At 59.7% G+C, this 13,944-nt stretch carries 21 protein-coding genes; 14 read left to right on the top strand and 7 right to left on the bottom strand.

The genetic code is table 11. The annotated features are described in order from the left end of the window. Window positions 1-642: 642 nt before the first annotated feature. The gene (locus tag BG60_RS09425) at window positions 643-1,875 is read left to right on the top strand and encodes a tyrosine-type recombinase/integrase (protein ID WP_033536402.1); all 1,233 of its coding nucleotides are present in this window, start codon (window positions 643-645) and stop codon (window positions 1,873-1,875) included. A 50-nt stretch (window positions 1,876-1,925) separates the two neighbouring features. Here BG60_RS09425 and BG60_RS09430 read toward each other — a convergent pair whose 3' ends face one another. The 6 genes from BG60_RS09430 to BG60_RS09455 are packed head-to-tail and all read right to left on the bottom strand — an operon-like array spanning window position 1,926 to window position 4,605. Then, window positions 1,926-2,249 (bottom strand): helix-turn-helix transcriptional regulator, encoded by a 324-nt coding sequence (locus tag BG60_RS09430; RefSeq protein WP_008349861.1) that lies wholly within the window; start codon window positions 2,247-2,249, stop codon window positions 1,926-1,928. 21 nt (window positions 2,250-2,270) lie between these two features. Next, entirely contained in the window at window positions 2,271-2,501 is a 231-nt protein-coding gene (locus tag BG60_RS09435) for a hypothetical protein (protein WP_152563184.1), read from the bottom strand. Window positions 2,502-2,530: 29 nt separating this feature from the next. Further along, a complete protein-coding gene (locus BG60_RS09440) occupies window positions 2,531-3,175 on the bottom strand; it encodes a RecT family recombinase (protein WP_051996452.1) in 645 nt (214 codons plus the stop codon). Beyond that, window positions 3,172-4,083: a YqaJ viral recombinase family nuclease gene (locus BG60_RS09445; RefSeq protein WP_034471189.1), complete on the bottom strand. Its 912-nt coding sequence runs from the start codon at window positions 4,081-4,083 to the stop codon at window positions 3,172-3,174. Before BG60_RS09445 ends, BG60_RS09440 begins: the two co-directional genes overlap by 4 nt. Next, window positions 4,070-4,321 (bottom strand): DNA-directed RNA polymerase subunit alpha C-terminal domain-containing protein, encoded by a 252-nt coding sequence (locus tag BG60_RS09450; RefSeq protein WP_160172881.1) that lies wholly within the window; start codon window positions 4,319-4,321, stop codon window positions 4,070-4,072. The genes BG60_RS09445 and BG60_RS09450 overlap by 14 nt, the downstream gene beginning before the upstream one ends. A 50-nt stretch (window positions 4,322-4,371) precedes the next feature. After that, window positions 4,372-4,605 carry a hypothetical protein gene (locus BG60_RS09455; RefSeq protein ID WP_034471193.1) on the bottom strand — a complete coding sequence of 78 codons (234 nt, stop codon included), beginning with the start codon at window positions 4,603-4,605 and terminating at the stop codon, window positions 4,372-4,374. Between the two features lie 407 nt (window positions 4,606-5,012). Here BG60_RS09455 and BG60_RS09460 point away from each other — a divergent pair, with 407 nt between their 5' ends. From BG60_RS09460 to BG60_RS38160, 10 genes are all read left to right on the top strand, one after another. Next, window positions 5,013-5,867 (top strand): hypothetical protein, encoded by an 855-nt coding sequence (locus BG60_RS09460; protein ID WP_152563185.1) that lies wholly within the window; start codon window positions 5,013-5,015, stop codon window positions 5,865-5,867. Then, on the top strand, window positions 5,864-6,370 hold the full coding sequence (locus BG60_RS09465) for a hypothetical protein (RefSeq protein WP_034471195.1): 507 nt from the start codon (window positions 5,864-5,866) through the stop codon (window positions 6,368-6,370). The genes BG60_RS09460 and BG60_RS09465 overlap by 4 nt, the downstream gene beginning before the upstream one ends. A 10-nt stretch (window positions 6,371-6,380) precedes the next feature. Further along, a complete protein-coding gene (locus BG60_RS38155; protein ID WP_152563186.1) occupies window positions 6,381-6,578 on the top strand; it encodes a hypothetical protein in 198 nt (65 codons plus the stop codon). Window position 6,579: 1 nt separating this feature from the next. After that, window positions 6,580-7,566, top strand: a complete 987-nt coding sequence (locus tag BG60_RS37840) for a hypothetical protein (RefSeq protein ID WP_174447717.1) — start codon at window positions 6,580-6,582, stop codon at window positions 7,564-7,566. 98 nt (window positions 7,567-7,664) lie between these two features. Further along, window positions 7,665-7,997: a hypothetical protein gene (locus tag BG60_RS09475; RefSeq protein WP_034471199.1), complete on the top strand. Its 333-nt coding sequence runs from the start codon at window positions 7,665-7,667 to the stop codon at window positions 7,995-7,997. Further along, on the top strand, window positions 7,984-8,214 hold the full coding sequence (locus BG60_RS09480; protein WP_034471201.1) for a hypothetical protein: 231 nt from the start codon (window positions 7,984-7,986) through the stop codon (window positions 8,212-8,214). The genes BG60_RS09475 and BG60_RS09480 overlap by 14 nt, the downstream gene beginning before the upstream one ends. Continuing rightward, entirely contained in the window at window positions 8,211-8,711 is a 501-nt protein-coding gene (locus tag BG60_RS09485) for a RusA family crossover junction endodeoxyribonuclease (RefSeq protein WP_034471203.1), read from the top strand. Before BG60_RS09480 ends, BG60_RS09485 begins: the two co-directional genes overlap by 4 nt. A 2-nt stretch (window positions 8,712-8,713) precedes the next feature. Beyond that, entirely contained in the window at window positions 8,714-8,947 is a 234-nt protein-coding gene (locus BG60_RS09490; RefSeq protein ID WP_152563187.1) for a hypothetical protein, read from the top strand. 9 nt (window positions 8,948-8,956) lie between these two features. Further along, entirely contained in the window at window positions 8,957-9,817 is an 861-nt protein-coding gene (locus BG60_RS09495) for an adenine nucleotide alpha hydrolase family protein (RefSeq protein WP_034471207.1), read from the top strand. A 530-nt stretch (window positions 9,818-10,347) separates the two neighbouring features. Beyond that, the gene (locus BG60_RS38160; RefSeq protein ID WP_160172882.1) at window positions 10,348-10,602 is read left to right on the top strand and encodes a hypothetical protein; all 255 of its coding nucleotides are present in this window, start codon (window positions 10,348-10,350) and stop codon (window positions 10,600-10,602) included. On the opposite strand, the gene BG60_RS09505 is transcribed toward BG60_RS38160, so the two are convergent. Beyond that, window positions 10,599-11,159, bottom strand: coding sequence for a hypothetical protein (locus BG60_RS09505; RefSeq protein ID WP_034471209.1), 561 nt, complete (start codon window positions 11,157-11,159; stop codon window positions 10,599-10,601). The two genes, BG60_RS38160 and BG60_RS09505, sit on opposite strands and share 4 nt — an antisense overlap. A 71-nt stretch (window positions 11,160-11,230) precedes the next feature. Here BG60_RS09505 and BG60_RS09510 point away from each other — a divergent pair, with 71 nt between their 5' ends. From BG60_RS09510 to BG60_RS09520, 3 genes are read left to right on the top strand one after another with little or no spacing between them, the layout of a single operon-like run. Next, window positions 11,231-11,863 carry a ParB/Srx family N-terminal domain-containing protein gene (locus BG60_RS09510; RefSeq protein WP_081851842.1) on the top strand — a complete coding sequence of 211 codons (633 nt, stop codon included), beginning with the start codon at window positions 11,231-11,233 and terminating at the stop codon, window positions 11,861-11,863. Then, entirely contained in the window at window positions 11,860-12,990 is a 1,131-nt protein-coding gene (locus BG60_RS09515) for an ABC transporter ATP-binding protein (protein WP_034471211.1), read from the top strand. The genes BG60_RS09510 and BG60_RS09515 overlap by 4 nt, the downstream gene beginning before the upstream one ends. Then, on the top strand, window positions 12,978-13,595 hold the full coding sequence (locus BG60_RS09520; protein ID WP_034471213.1) for a formyltransferase family protein: 618 nt from the start codon (window positions 12,978-12,980) through the stop codon (window positions 13,593-13,595). Before BG60_RS09515 ends, BG60_RS09520 begins: the two co-directional genes overlap by 13 nt. The last annotated feature ends 349 nt before the right edge of the window (window positions 13,596-13,944 follow it).

Genomic DNA, 13,944 nt, shown 5'->3' on the forward strand with positions numbered 1-13,944 from the left:
CCCGCGGTCACACGCAATTTGGGTAGTCCTCTCGTCCACGGCGGCACTCGCCTAAAGAGTGCCCTCAAAGGACTAACCGGGCTTGGATCGCGCACGGTCTGACGAGCTAGTTTTCCAAGGACACTGGTTCAGCACGAAAGAGGTTCGGCACAGCGCTACGCGCTGCCGCCGGCTATGCAAGGGAAACCAACGTGCGGCGATTGCAGTGAGATGGAGACGTTAGTAGAGAAGCACGCGCGGACCCGATTGACCGGTCGGCCGCGAAGCGGGCCGGAGCTATTTGGTGCTGAACCAGTTTGGTGTGTGGCGAGTGAAGGCAGACCGTGCGCGAGCCAAGCCCGGTGATTGTGATGAGGGCACTCTTTAGGCGAGTGCCATCGAGAACGAGAGAACTACCCAAATTGCGTGTGACCGCGGGCCTGAAAAGCTGCTTTCTTTGCTTACTTTCTTTGCAAAAGTAACGGACGACATGGAAACGGATGGATTTTCCAGCACTTTCCTCTTCTGTTTCAACGACTTAGCCGAGATTTTCGATAGCAAAAGCGGGAAACTCTAGGCAAAGATAGGAAGAAAAAAGTGTGTACTGGAATGTACACCGCCCCGCGCGTAGGATGGCTCAATTCCTCTACAGTTAAGCCTCCCATGCGCGCAGTCAACCGCCTCACCGCTCATTCTATAAGAACGCTCACGAAGCCGGGTCTATACGCTGACGGTGGAAACCTCTACCTAAAAATTACCCCCTCCGGTTCCAAAAGCTGGGTGTTCCGCTACCGGATCAGCAAGGACGATTGCCCGGCGCTCGGCCTCGGTCCCCTTTCTCTCGTTTCCCTCGCCGATGCTCGAAGGAAAGCGCTCGAACTGCGCCAGCAGCGTTTGAGCGGCGTCGATCCGCGCGCCGCAAAGCAGTCGGCGCGAGCTGCATCCAAGCGTCGGACCGCGCTGCGTCTCACGTTTAGGGAGGCTGCTGAAACCTACATCAAGACGCATGAAGGCGCATGGCGCGGCGCGCGCACGGCGAACGACTGGCGGCAGACCATGCGCGACTACGCAGAGCCGGTTATCGGCGCGTTCGACGTCGCAGACGTCGAAACGGATCACATTGTCTCGATCCTCTCGCCGATCTGGACGACCAAGCACAAGACGGCCTGCAACGTGCGCAGCCGCATCGAGAACATTCTCGACTGGGCCGCGACGCGAGGCTCTCGTAGCGGTCTGAACCCGGCGCGCTACGACGGGCATATCGAACACTTGATTGCGAAGCACGTCCATGTGACCGTACCGCGCCCCTCGCTGCCGTATCAGGATGCCCATGCGTTCGTGCTGAAACTCCAAGCCCGAACCGACAACGACGCCCGCGCGCTCTTGCTCGTTACCTATACCGGCGCGCGCTACAACGAGGCAGCGGCCGCGCGCTGGCGCGAGTTCGACTTGATTAAACGCGTCTGGACGGTTCCGGCTGAACGCATGAAAAAGAACCACATTCACGAAATCCCGCTGTCACGGCAGGTTGTCGAATTCCTCAAAGGACTACCGGGCGAACATAACGCCGATGACCTCGTTTTCCCGTCGCGTGAGGGGACGCCGGTCGCCAACAGCCGCGTCAATGAAGTCTTGCGCGAACTCGGTTACGTGATCGGCGAGGCGTCGACGCATGGTTTCCGCTCGACGTTACGCACATGGGTAGGCGAGACATACAAGAACATAAAGAGGGAAATCGCTGAAGCGGTCATTGCGCACGACAAGCGTGGCAGCGTCGAACAGACCTACGAGCGAACGCGCTTCCTGAAGGACCGCCGCCCCATTATGCAAGCGTGGGCCGACTATCTCGATGCGCCGCCCGCGGCGGAAGAAGAAACGTTCCTCGAAGCCGCCTGACGCAAAAAAGCGCCCCTCGTGAGGGGCGCACTCTGACTGTCCCGCACTTGTCATGCTTTCCTCCGTCCCGCCTTTTCGAGGATGTACGCTTGAACGTCCTCATACAACCAGTTGCGCGCGCGGGTGCCCATCTGGAACGACTTTGGAAAACACGGGTCTGTCTTTTCCCAAAGCTTCAAGGTGCGCGTGCTCAATCCAAGCAGTTTAGCGACCTCTCCGATGCTCAACACCCGATTCGGGTCTGTCTCAATGCTCTGCGCTGCAGCGGGCTTGTCTGGGACCGCGACCGGTGAAGCGGCGGGCGTGTTCGCATGTGTGTGCTCCTGCTTGTCGAGGGGCGCAAACGCGCTATTGCGCGGCGATGGAAAGCTCATAAAATCCTCCTGGAAAGACTGCTAATCGTCGTGCTGGTCTTCGTCGTCGGCATCGTCGGACGGTGATAGCGCGCCGCGCAGGTCGGGCCGATGCAGGTAAGACAGAATCCGCGCGCTGACGTCCTCATTCTGCGGATGAACCTGCAAGCGCCAGCAATGCGTCACCGTTCCGCCTTCTTTCGGCGTGAATTCGTGCCGGGCGAATCTCGCATCGTTGAAAGAGACGGCGATTTGCTCGTCGTCTGGGTCCACGAAGGCGAAGCGCACGCGTTCGACATTGCCTACGCGGCGAGTTCGTCGGGTGTACGAATGCCGAGCACGACCTCGGGCGTGAAGAGCCGCGACCAGCGCTTGGCACTCAGATAGGCAATTTGCTGTTTCGGATCGTCGGCCCATAGCGTGGAATTTCTGACCCGCGCTTGCTTCATGTAAATGACCAGCTCGCGCGGCTTGTCCTCGCCCTTCAGCGTCGCAAAGCATCGAACGCCTAACCCGTCTTCGTCCTCGACGCGCCACGCGGGCACGCGGTATTTCAACGGCTCGCCGTGCTCGTTCATCTTCTTGCGTGACTCGCGTTCCTCAAACTTGCCGATGATGCTTTCCCACGCCCCGAACCATTCCCAATCAAGACGGACGGACAGCCTCCCGGAATTGTTCACCGCCGCGATGATCGCTTGCGCTTCGTAGCCGATCGAGCCGCCGACGAAATGCGTTTTCGCGGCGAGCGCAAAGGGATTCATCCCCCAGATCAGCGCCTGAATCGTCACCGCCGCGCAGTTGCCGGGATTGTTCCGATACTGGCCGGGGATGGTCTCGCCAGCAGTCGCCATGATCGACGCGAAGCGCTCGATATAACCGAGCGTATCGGGCGTGAGTTCGAACCGCGCGAGCGTGCGCGGCCCGTCGAGGGTGTCGATAGCATTCATTCGTCGCTCTCCTTGACCGCGCCCTTCGGCTTCATGTAGCGCAAGCTGATGTAATCGCAGTCGTCCACGTCATACGCGGGACGATGCACGGTAAGGCGCTTGTACGCGCCGCCATTTGACAGACGCCCAATAGCTGCTTCGCCCATGGCGTGCAGGATATGGGCGCGCGCGCCGTCGCTGACTGCCTGATAGCGCTTCACATGTTCGTCGGCATCCTGCTTGACGTGATGCCAGTCGAGCAATGAGGCGTCGAGGTCGATCGCTTCGCCATTCGTGCCGGGATAAAGGCGCTTCAGGATCGGGAGCGCGTGACCGTGGGAATAGTCGAAAGGCGGCGGCTCGCGGGCTTCGACGTACGTCCAGAACCGCGCTTCCTGCTCGATCAGCAACTCCGAAAACTCCCGGTCGCGCTCAATTGCGTACGTCACCAGGCGATTGCCGCCGACGACCGCGCCAAGGTGCCACGCGTCGCAATCCAGCACGGTCATGTAGTGCGCGCATTGCAGAAGGTATTCGACCGGCACATGATCGCTACCTTCCTCGCCCCATTCGCCGGAGAACTTGAAATAATCCGCGTTGACGTTCTTCGCTTCGAACCCTTCGCGCCGTCCAACGATGAGGCGATCGACGCTCGCGGCCATGAACGCGTAACGCGGGTGTCGGATGATCGCGTTACGCCGCTGCAATCGCACGCCCATACGCTGCGCGAACATGCCGGCCGCGATCGCTTCCATGGCGCGGCCAAAGCGTGTCAACTCGGTTTCCTCTTGCTGAAATGGCGATTGCCCCGTCTTATCGAGCCAAAGCTCGTAAGCGGTCCTGTAGCGCGATTGGCCGATAGCGGCGGCGGCATCGCTCCCGCCGATACCTCTGCGGCGCTCGACTAGCCATTCATCAGGCGCGCGCATCGTCTTTGTCCTCTTCCTTCAGCGCCATGCCGCGCTGCTTTAGGGCCTCGCGAATCTTGCGCATGCTTTCGCGACCGATGCCGTTCATCGCTCTAAGCTCGCCCGCCGTCGCTGTGGTCAGGTCTTCGAGCCGCACGAAGCCCGATTCGATCAGCAATTCGGTCGGGCGCTGGCCCAGCTTGAGATCGACAATGCGAATCTCGGGCGCAGATTGCGTCTTTACGGTCGCCTCGTTCATTTCAGGTTCCTCCGGTACGTGGGAAATGCGCCGTGCATTCGGCGCGCACATCAGCGCTCGCTGTCTTCGATGGTGCGAACGTGAATTACAAATTCGCCGGTTGTGATATCGCGAAAGCTTCCGGCGATATGCGGAATAAGCTCGACAGGAAGGCGGCGCTTTTCAATGATGGCCGCCGCATAAACTGCGTCCTCTTCGAGTCCGCGAAGCTCGACAAGATCACCGCCGCTTTCGAGTGGATAGCGCGTCAATGACACGGCGCATAGCTTCACTTTCGCATTCATCGCTTTACCCTCTGGCCGCTAGCTCATCGGTGATGAAGCCGAAAGATAGGCAGCGCCGCTTGCTAAATCAAGCCCGCTAAATTCGCTAAAAATAAATACAAAAATCGTCCAGATTGATTCAATTGATAAGAAATTTAACTGAAAAATCAATGGCTAACATCGCCTAGCTGAAGTTATCGTTGCGCATATCAAATGGGATCGACTGCGGTTCGATCGTTTTTGATAAGGGAATTCACCTAATAATTCTTTTTAAGCGTCGTTTCATGCAAAAAGCTAAAAACGCATAGAAAAACATAGCAATGCATTAAGCGAATCCGGTGTGCTGTTCGTTTGACCAAGCGGGATTTAATTTCTAAAGTGCCTTGGCGAAAGCGCGGTTTTTAAAACCTGCCGGCGAGGAACTGAACTTGAATTCGAAGAATGCTGTCGAGCGTGTCAACGGCTCTGACGGAAAGAGTTATCCGGCGTCGTACACTGCGCACCGCGATGCTATCCGGCGCGCGATCGAGGCCGATCCACACGCGACCAATACGGCGATAGCCAAGCGCATGCATTCGGCGCGCGACACCGTTATCGCCGTGCGTCGCGAGATTGCCGGGCAGATAGTCGACGCTCGCTACGCGGCGATGTGTACGGCGATCGCGGAGTGCTACCGCGTCGATGAAGTGAAAGACCTCCGCGACAAAGCGCGGGCGCTCGAAGTCTATACGCGACAAGCGCAGAACAGGGAGGCCGAACGGCGTGCGGCCGAGATTCGCTTGCGCGCTGAACGCCGCGCCGGTGAGTTGTTGCTCAAGCAGACAAAGGCGGAGGGAACGCGCTCGCAGCTTCGGGGTCGCGATGCTTCTGGCGGTCGGATCGAACGACCGCCAGAAGCACGCGCGCAGACGCTGCGAGAAAAGGGAATCTCCAAGGATCAAGGGTCCGACTGGCAGAAGCTCGCGACGTTGCCGGAACAAACCTTCGAGGCCGCCCTTGCGGATCAGAAACAGCCGCCGACGACTACTTCCTTGGTCAAGCTTGCAACGCAAGCCGGACCTCGTTATTCAGTCACGGCAATGGACGGCTCCACGTCGATGAATCCCATGTCGCTCTGGGTCTGGGACTTAGTGCGCGGTTTCGAACGCAAATGCCTTGCGCAGGAAGAACCTATCGCTGTTTTCGGCGGGATGACGCAGACCATGCAGGCGGACCTCGCGAGGCTCGTTCCGGGGCTGCTTGACTGGTTCGCGCGCCTACCCATCGACACGGTGAAGCCATGAACGCGAAGCGCGGCAAGACGCTGCTCTCTGACATGCGGCACGTCTCCGAGTTGATGCGAAAAGAGCATGCACGCATGGACGATGAACAGCTCGCGGACTTCAAACCGCATGATCTCGCGCGCCGTGTGCTCGCTCGGCTCGATCCGGGAGACCGCACTCCGCTCGACGTGCGGCTCTGCGCGCACGCAATGCTAGTTCACATGGCGGCGGCCCTGTGCGCAAACGTTCATCGGACCGCCGAAGAAATGACAACCGCTCAAGGCGTGCGTTTCAACATGGGGCTACAGCCCCGTTATCCGGTCGAGGTAGATGGCGAAACCTTTTACCGCAAGTGCGATTTGATGACAGTCGGTCAGCTTCGCGTTAATGCCGAACGCCTGAGACGTGAAGGCCAAGCAAAGACGGCCCACGCTGCGGCGCTCGACGCCGAAACCGACGACAAGCTTGCGCGCGGCTATTTCGATGATGAAGGCGTCCCGCTTGTCGCCTCGAAACACGAATAGGGAGGCAAATATGCCGATTGGATATCCAACGATTCGTCCCCGCGTGTACACGCTCGCGGACTACCAGCGCGCTTATGCTGTGTTCATTCGCGACACCGAAGCCACGCGCGAACGCATCGAGGCGAAGCTCGCGCAATTGCAGGAACAAGAAGCACGCGGGCGCGCATTGATGACGGTCGCGTCGTTGCCGTTCGACCGGAGCAGGTGAAATGAAACGCCCGTCATTTCAGTTCTATCCCGGCGACTGGACAATGAACGGCAAGCTGCGGCGGTGTTCACACGCGGAGAAAGGCGTCTGGGTCGACACGCTTTGTTTGCTGCACGTCCAGCCTGAATACGGTATCGCCCGCTGGACGTTGGCGGAAGTCGCGCACGCAATCGGCTGTCCAATATCTGCGCTGCATACGCTCATCGATAAAGGCATCTTGAAGGGAGCGGATACCGGCTCTCTCGTTGCCCCATTCGTCTACGTACCGCGTTCCGGACGCCGTGACGGAACCGCCATAACGCTCATTCCTGCTCAACCGGGACCACTCTGGTATTCCTCGCGCATGGTGCGGGATGAATACGTACGTACTCACACGGGCGGGACAACTCGATTTCCTTCGAAGCGTTCACCAAGCCGGGTGCATGGTGAATACCAAGGTGAAGAGCAAGGTGAACGGCAAGGTGAAGAGCAAGGTGAATATGAAGGTGAACGGCAAGGTGAGTATCAAAGTGACGGCTCTTTATCTTCTTCTTCATCTTCAGTTTTAAAAACAAAAAAACATACGCGCGTACCGCGCTTCGATGCGCAAGCGCATCTCGTTTCGTGCGGTGCGAGAACGGACCTAGCGAAGGACTGGCTAGCGCTGCGCGCGGACAAGCGCGCCAAGCCGACCGCAACGGCGATAGCCGGGATCGAACGCGAAGCAGCCAAAGCGGGAATCACGCTCGACGACGCGTTGCGAATCTGCTGCGAACGCGGTTGGGCAAGTCTTCGCGCCGAATGGCTGACAGCGAAACCGACTGTCGCTAACGGACCGCCGCGTAAGAACGCTACGCGCAACCGCTCGGTTCTCTCCGAACTCGACGGCCCCGCGCTCGACGCGATGGCGCTCGATCTCGGCATCGCGGCATCGCGACCGGGCGAAAGCATGGAGACGTTTGTCGGGCGCATTCGCGCGGCGCTGGCGGGCCGTGACCAGTTGCACTAGGCGAGAGGTGCGATATGAGCGATGAAACGGAAGACGGCGCATATCCGGCGCGTGGGCGCGCGGTTCGGGGGGCTAATAGCCGCGAATACGTCGCACGCATGCGTGCCACTCTCGCACCGCTGGCGAGTCAGCAGCCGTCCGCGCGCTGGGCGTTCGAGTTGATCGCACGCGGCAAGGCGAAGAACGGGCGCTCTCTCACGCACGAAGCGCGGCGCGTGGTGCTCGATGCGGTTCTTTCGCCCGCTGGCCGCGCGTGCGTCGAGGACGCGCAAGGCAGCGAACGCACGCGGCTTTTGGCGCTCTACGAGGCCGCAGCGCGCGAGCGCGGCGCGGGCGTTGCGATGCCGCGCTCGCGAGAGCCAGGCGAGGACGACGAAGAGCGCGACTTCGAAGGTACCGAAGGGAAGGAGGCGACACATGCGCAACGATGAACAACGTTACGACGCGCCCGCCGCGTCACCGTCCCCGCATGATTGGGCGGGCTTGTGGTGCGCGGGTGGCGTCATCTGGGCGCGGCGCGTTTTCGTTGAAGCGCAGAGCAAACCTGTTCCCGCTGTCAGGCTCGCTTTCGCGCGTGATGTGCTGCGGCGCTTCGAAGACGTGCGCGAGCTGGACGACGACGAAGCGCTCGACGGTAGCGCGGTATGAGCGCGCCTATCGTCTTCACAATCCACGGCGAACCGGCTTCGAAAGCGAATAGCCGCGATATCGTCACGCGCCGCTATCGCGACGATACGGGCCGTGTAAAGACGCGCCCGATGTCGATCAAGTCGGAGAAAGCGCGCGCTTTCGAACCGGCCGCGCTGCTGCAAATCCCCGCGCATTGCCGTGTCGAGCTAACCGGCGCGGTGCGCGTGTTCATTCGCATCTACTACGCGACCGAGCGCCCGGACCTCGACGAAAGCGTGATTCTTGATGCGATGCAATCGCGCTATCGGACGGTGAAGCGCAACGGACGCGAAGCGCGGGAATGCGTGCGCAAGGGGTGTTTCGCGAACGACCGCCAAGTGAGGGAAAAACACGTCTTTCACGGCATCGACGCTGCGGACCCACGCGCAGAAATTCGCGTCGAGCCGATGACGCCGCAGCAAATCGCGCTCTCGCTCGCTTGTCCGATTGAAGCGCTAGACCCGCTGGAGGTATGACCATGAACCCACGCCAAAGGGAGATTCGCGTGATGCGTTCCGACCATATGCGCGCTCGCGCGCTGCACGAAGCTGCTCGACTGCGCGAAGCGCTCGCGTTGATTGCCGACCTTGCAGAGCGGACGACTTCGGCGCTGGTGCTGCCGGATATCGCGCGTCTCGCGCGCAGTGCGCTGATCGGCTCCGCGCCCGCTGATCCGCGTTTGAGCGCTGAGTCAACCGAGGCGAAACATTGAGAGTAAGGCATGCGCGCAGATCTGAAGCCGTACGTCATCGAAGGGCCTGCACAAATCTGCTTCAGCGGGGGACGCACGAGCGCCTTTATGCTGCATCAAATCCTCGCGGCAAACGAAGGTTTGCCGCCGGACTGCCATGTCACGTTTGAGAATACAGGCAAAGAGCGTCCGCAAACGCTCGATTTCATCGAAGAGTGCGCGCTGCGTTGGTCTGTTCCGGTGCATTGGCTCGAATGGGATGGATTCTTGGAGGGAGAGCCGCAATCGCGACCATGCTTTCGCGAAGTGAATTTCCACAATGCAGCGCGTCACGGCGAACCCTTCGCCGCGATGATTAACGCCAGCACCATGCTCCCGAATCCGGTAAAGCGGATGTGTACGATCAACCTCAAGATTCGCACCGGCTCGGCATTTATGCGCTCGCTCGGCTTTCGGGAGTGGGATTCCGTAATGGGAATCCGCGCTGACGAACCACTCCGAGTAGCCCGCATGCGCGACCCGGCGCGCGACAATACCAGCGGCGTTCCTTTGCTGCCACTGGCAACCGCCGACGTGTCGAAGCGTGACATCTTGGATTTTTGGAAGCGTCAACCATTCGACCTCGCGCTCGATCCGCAAGGCGACTTGGGAAACTGCGATCTGTGTTTCCTCAAAGCGCGATACAAGCTCGTGCGCGCGCTGATCAATGAACCGGAGCGTGCGGTTTGGTGGATCGAACAGGAGACCAAGCGCAGCGGAACCTTTAGAAAGGACCCACCTCACTATCGCGACCTTTTGCGCGCGGCTGACTTCTACCGCCGTCAGTTGTCTCTAGCATTCGAAGAGGAAGACGGCGATTCGTCAGTGACGGATTGCTATTGCGGCGACTAATCGAGCAATTCACACATGCAGAACGCGGGTTTATCCTAAGCCCGCAACCCGCACCTTTGACTTCTTGCAAAAAATGCCTAAACTGCGCAGTAATTTGGATCGTCCGAATTTGCGCCAAGGTTTTCGCCTCGAACCAGCCCGCTCTTTGAGCGGGTTTTTTTTCGTCTGCCGCTTTTTTCGTTACTGCACTCATGCGCTCTACATACCGGTCAACGCCTGCCGCGCTGCGCGATGCTTTACGTCACGTCATCGAGCGCGGGGGCGCTTCGTCGCTGCGCGCGTTGCATGCGGGCGCACCTTCGCCGGTCGCGCTTGCAGGCTCAGACGGAACCGCGCAAGCGGCGCGTATACGCCGACAGCTTGAACGGCTCGACGCGCTCCCGCGCGACTTGCTCGTCGTGGCGTATGCGCCGCGCGATATCGTGTGCGTGTGCGGTTCGCCGTGCTGCGCGGGTCGATACGCTAACCCCGAGTGGAAGGACGCGCTAAACGCCGTTTTAGTCCATGTGGAACCGCTTCTGTCGGGCCACATGGCGAACTACCGGTTACGCTCGACGTTGGCCGCTAATGCGCTCACGCGCACCAAAGAAACCGCAGTAGCCATCGCCGCGCGCTGCGGCGTCAATCGAATGACGGTCGCGGAGCATGCGCGGATCATCGAGGCAGCTTTGATGGGTTCGCCGCGTCAAGCCGGACCTTTCGATCAAGCGCTCTCGCGAGTCGACGAACTGCTGCGCGGGGCTGGAATTGTCGCGAGCAAGGAAGAGGAAGCAGAGGCTGCCTAATCCCCGCGCTTGATTCGTTCCCACTCGCTCTTCAAAATTTTCTGCAACCGCATCGTGGCCTTTCCTCGCAGCCTTTCCATTTCCTCGAAGTATTCACGATAGCTGCTGGATGACCCTTCGTCGTATTGGCCTTTTACGTGAACGATGAGACCGTTCAAGGCATCCCTAAGAAGTTCATGCTCGGTCTCGTTTGGGTTCAGGCGCAATCTGATCCGATGGGTCAATTGAGCCGACCTGTGGGCGGCTTCAGCGAGTTGCCTAAGGTATGCCTTCTGTTCATCCGGGTTATCTGGTTTTAGTTCCTTCGCGCTTGCCAGGCGCGCTAGAAGTTGAAAATATTCGGCGCAGTCGTCCCGAACTTCATTGATCCATGCCTGCCGCATGGCAGATATGTTGTCCGCTGCGACACGGGCAGCGATGCGTTCTTGCGCGATGCTTTGCCGTTTGGAAATCCGCCATTGCAGAACGAGTCCACCGATGACGGATATGGGCGCGACCGACGCGGTAATAAGGCTGGACCACTCGGACACAGTCCAATTTGGAAATTGCCAGATCATGTGGAACGCTCATCAGAAAAGGCCGCATTCTAGACGAGATGTCGGAGTCCGCCGACCGAGGTCGCCCCACTATGTGTGCGCGTCGTCGTTCCATTGAGCCATTCTGGCCGGCCGATAGGGTCGAGCGCTGGCCGCTCGACAAGCTCATTCCCTACGCGAAGAATCCCCGCACGCACTCGGAAGCGCAGGTGGCGCAGATTCAGGCTAGCATGCAGGAATGGGGCTTCACAGTCCCAATTTTGGTCAGTGAAGACGGAACGATCATCGCAGGACATGGGCGCGTGCTGGCCGCGCGCAATCTCGGCTACGAGTCGATTCCCGTGATGATTGCGCGAGGGTGGAGCAAGACTCAGCGACGCGCGTATGTCATCGCGGACAACAAGCTCGCGCTCAATGGCCATTGGGACATTGAATTACTCTCAGCCGAACTTTCAGACTTGGCGCTCGACGGCTTCGAGGCCGATGTGCTCGGCTTCTCTGGCGATGACCTCCTACACCTCACGGACGAAATTGATTCGCTAACACCCGACGGCGCTACTCGGGCCGTTCAGGTCTCGGACGCAAAAGACGCTCCGTCCGAAAATGGTTTCCGTTACAGCCGGCAGTACGGAGTTATTGTCATTTGCAACGATGAGGCCGAACAACAGACGACCTATGACGCGCTGCTCCAGCAAGGCTATCAGTTGAAGGTTGTAACGGTATGAGGCTGGACGTACATCACGAATGCGCCGACGCCGGTTCATACCGCGCCGCGCGCGTGAAGTCGCTCTTCAACGTAGACAACGGGCAGCGCTTCGATCTGGAAGTTGATTTACCTATCGATAATGCGGACTGGAAAATCGGCGTGATCGTCGGGCCTTCCGGTTCCGGTAAAACAAGTCTTGGCAAGAAGCTTGCGCCCTTGTATGAACCGCTCTGGCCGGATGGCGAGCCGATCATTGACGCAATCGGTGCTGCTTGCACGTTCGATGACGTAACGGGCGCGTTGTCTGCGGTTGGGTTGGGCAGCGTGCCGACATGGTTGCGTCCCTATCAGGTGCTATCGAATGGCGAGCGCTTCAGAGCGATGCTCGCGCGGCTGGTATGTGAAGCGCCAACGCTGGCCGTGGTGGACGAGTTTTCGTCGGTCGTTGATCGCCAGATTGCCCGCATCGGTGCCGGGGCGTTTGCTAAAGCTTGGCGTCGCACCTCAGGGCGGGTGGTTCTCCTTTCCTGCCATCACGACATTCTCGATTGGCTACAGCCGGATTGGGTCTTTGACACAGGTCGCGGCGAGTTTGAACGGGGGACTCTTCGACAGCGACCTCGCTACGAGCTGGACATCTGCGAAACGGACTGGCGCTACTGGCCAACTTTTGAGCCGCATCATTATCTGAAGTTGCCGCATATGATCGCGTCGAGCAACTATGTCGGCAACGTTGACGGTAATCCAGTGTGTCATGTTGCATTCAGTCCGCGTCCCGGCCTGATCGAGGCCCGAGCGTGTCGGCTAGTGGTTCTTCCTGAATGGCAAGGCGCAGGCGTCGGAATGCGCTTCCTGAACGCCGTTTGTGAGGCGTGGTTGCACGGCCAGAACCGCTTCGCTCGTCCGATGCGAACGCTCTTTCATACGAGCCATCCGGGTCTCGCGACTGCGTTGCGGCGAGACCGCCGATGGACTCAGATCTCGTCGTGCCTATGTGGCGAAGACCGTAATCGGGCCCATGACGCACTTTGCGCTAGCAGCCGGCGGCGCGGCTGGAGCGGGAGGTCTCGCGGAGGTTTCGGCGGACACTTTCGGGCCGTTCAGGGGTTCAGATACCTTGGCGCGGTTGCATCGTGCGAGTCGTGATCGTCGGGCAGAAATGGCTTGGCGCGGAAGTGTTCAAACTCTGCGCCGATTCGGGGCACGAGATAGTGGCCGTCGTTACACCGTTTCCCTACACCAATCCGATAGACCGGCTACGCGCGGCGGCGTCGCGCCGGGCTGTTCCGGTTCTCGCCCTCGGAAAGACACTTGACGCATCGATCATGCCGCACGGTGTCGACGTCATTCTGGCGGCGCATTCGTTCGCGTACATACCGCGTCCGGCGCACGATCGGGCCAAGTTCGGCGCGCTCGCGTTTCACCCGTCATTGTTGCCGCGGCATCGCGGCCCGAGCGCGATCGATTGGACCATCGCGCAAGGGGAACGCATTACTGGCGGAACGGTGTTCAAGCTCGATGACGGATACGATACCGGGCCGATCGTTGTTCAAGACTGGTGCCATGTGAGGCCCGAAGACAACGCTTCGACTCTTTGGCGGCGGGAACTCGCACCTATGGCGTTGCGGCTCTTTTCGCGAGCGCTGGACATGCTCCAACGCGACGACTTCCGGCTCAAAGAGCAAGACAACAGTTTGGCTACCTGTGAACCGCGCTACGTCGGGAACGCCACTCGCCGGACGTCCTGCTAGTCATGCTCAACATCTCTGTCAAAGAGAACACGAGGGCGCTCGTTGTCTCCGCGCTGCTCGATCCGAAAGCACAGACGCGCGCCATTGCCCGCGCACTCAACAAAACGGCGAGACAAGCGCGCGGCTGCCGGGCGCGAAGTGCGCGCGGCTGGATACAACTTCGCGGCCTCAGCGATTCGGAAGTCGTTCACGCATCGGCCCGCCCATCCTAACAAGCTGACGACCGAGCTATACCCGTCCGGTCGCGCTGTTCCGCTTATTGCCTTCAATGCACGACAGACGAAGAAAGGCGTGCGAGTGCGCATCAGAGGCGCATCGAAGCTCTATGCGCATTCCTTCATTGCCACAA

The sequence above is a fragment of the Caballeronia zhejiangensis genome (assembly GCF_000698575.1).
Taxonomy (GTDB): Bacteria; Pseudomonadota; Gammaproteobacteria; order Burkholderiales; family Burkholderiaceae; genus Caballeronia; species Caballeronia zhejiangensis.

Bases quoted from the DNA above. Each gene is read 5' to 3' on its own strand.
- BG60_RS09425 (WP_033536402.1), top strand. From the start codon at position 643: ATGCGCGCAGTCAACCGCCTCACCGCTCATTCTATAAGAACGCTCACG.
- BG60_RS09430 (WP_008349861.1), bottom strand. From the start codon at position 2,249: ATGAGCTTTCCATCGCCGCGCAATAGCGCGTTTGCGCCCCTCGACAAG.
- BG60_RS09440 (WP_051996452.1), bottom strand. From the start codon at position 3,175: ATGAATGCTATCGACACCCTCGACGGGCCGCGCACGCTCGCGCGGTTC.
- BG60_RS09445 (WP_034471189.1), bottom strand. From the start codon at position 4,083: ATGCGCGCGCCTGATGAATGGCTAGTCGAGCGCCGCAGAGGTATCGGC.
- BG60_RS09450 (WP_160172881.1), bottom strand. From the start codon at position 4,321: ATGAACGAGGCGACCGTAAAGACGCAATCTGCGCCCGAGATTCGCATT.
- BG60_RS09455 (WP_034471193.1), bottom strand. From the start codon at position 4,605: ATGAATGCGAAAGTGAAGCTATGCGCCGTGTCATTGACGCGCTATCCA.
- BG60_RS09465 (WP_034471195.1), top strand. From the start codon at position 5,864: ATGAACGCGAAGCGCGGCAAGACGCTGCTCTCTGACATGCGGCACGTC.
- BG60_RS38155 (WP_152563186.1), top strand. From the start codon at position 6,381: ATGCCGATTGGATATCCAACGATTCGTCCCCGCGTGTACACGCTCGCG.
- BG60_RS37840 (WP_174447717.1), top strand. From the start codon at position 6,580: ATGAAACGCCCGTCATTTCAGTTCTATCCCGGCGACTGGACAATGAAC.
- BG60_RS09475 (WP_034471199.1), top strand. From the start codon at position 7,665: ATGCGTGCCACTCTCGCACCGCTGGCGAGTCAGCAGCCGTCCGCGCGC.
- BG60_RS09480 (WP_034471201.1), top strand. From the start codon at position 7,984: ATGCGCAACGATGAACAACGTTACGACGCGCCCGCCGCGTCACCGTCC.
- BG60_RS09485 (WP_034471203.1), top strand. From the start codon at position 8,211: ATGAGCGCGCCTATCGTCTTCACAATCCACGGCGAACCGGCTTCGAAA.
- BG60_RS09490 (WP_152563187.1), top strand. From the start codon at position 8,714: ATGAACCCACGCCAAAGGGAGATTCGCGTGATGCGTTCCGACCATATG.
- BG60_RS09495 (WP_034471207.1), top strand. From the start codon at position 8,957: ATGCGCGCAGATCTGAAGCCGTACGTCATCGAAGGGCCTGCACAAATC.
- BG60_RS38160 (WP_160172882.1), top strand. From the start codon at position 10,348: ATGGCGAACTACCGGTTACGCTCGACGTTGGCCGCTAATGCGCTCACG.
- BG60_RS09505 (WP_034471209.1), bottom strand. From the start codon at position 11,159: ATGATCTGGCAATTTCCAAATTGGACTGTGTCCGAGTGGTCCAGCCTT.
- BG60_RS09510 (WP_081851842.1), top strand. From the start codon at position 11,231: ATGTGTGCGCGTCGTCGTTCCATTGAGCCATTCTGGCCGGCCGATAGG.
- BG60_RS09515 (WP_034471211.1), top strand. From the start codon at position 11,860: ATGAGGCTGGACGTACATCACGAATGCGCCGACGCCGGTTCATACCGC.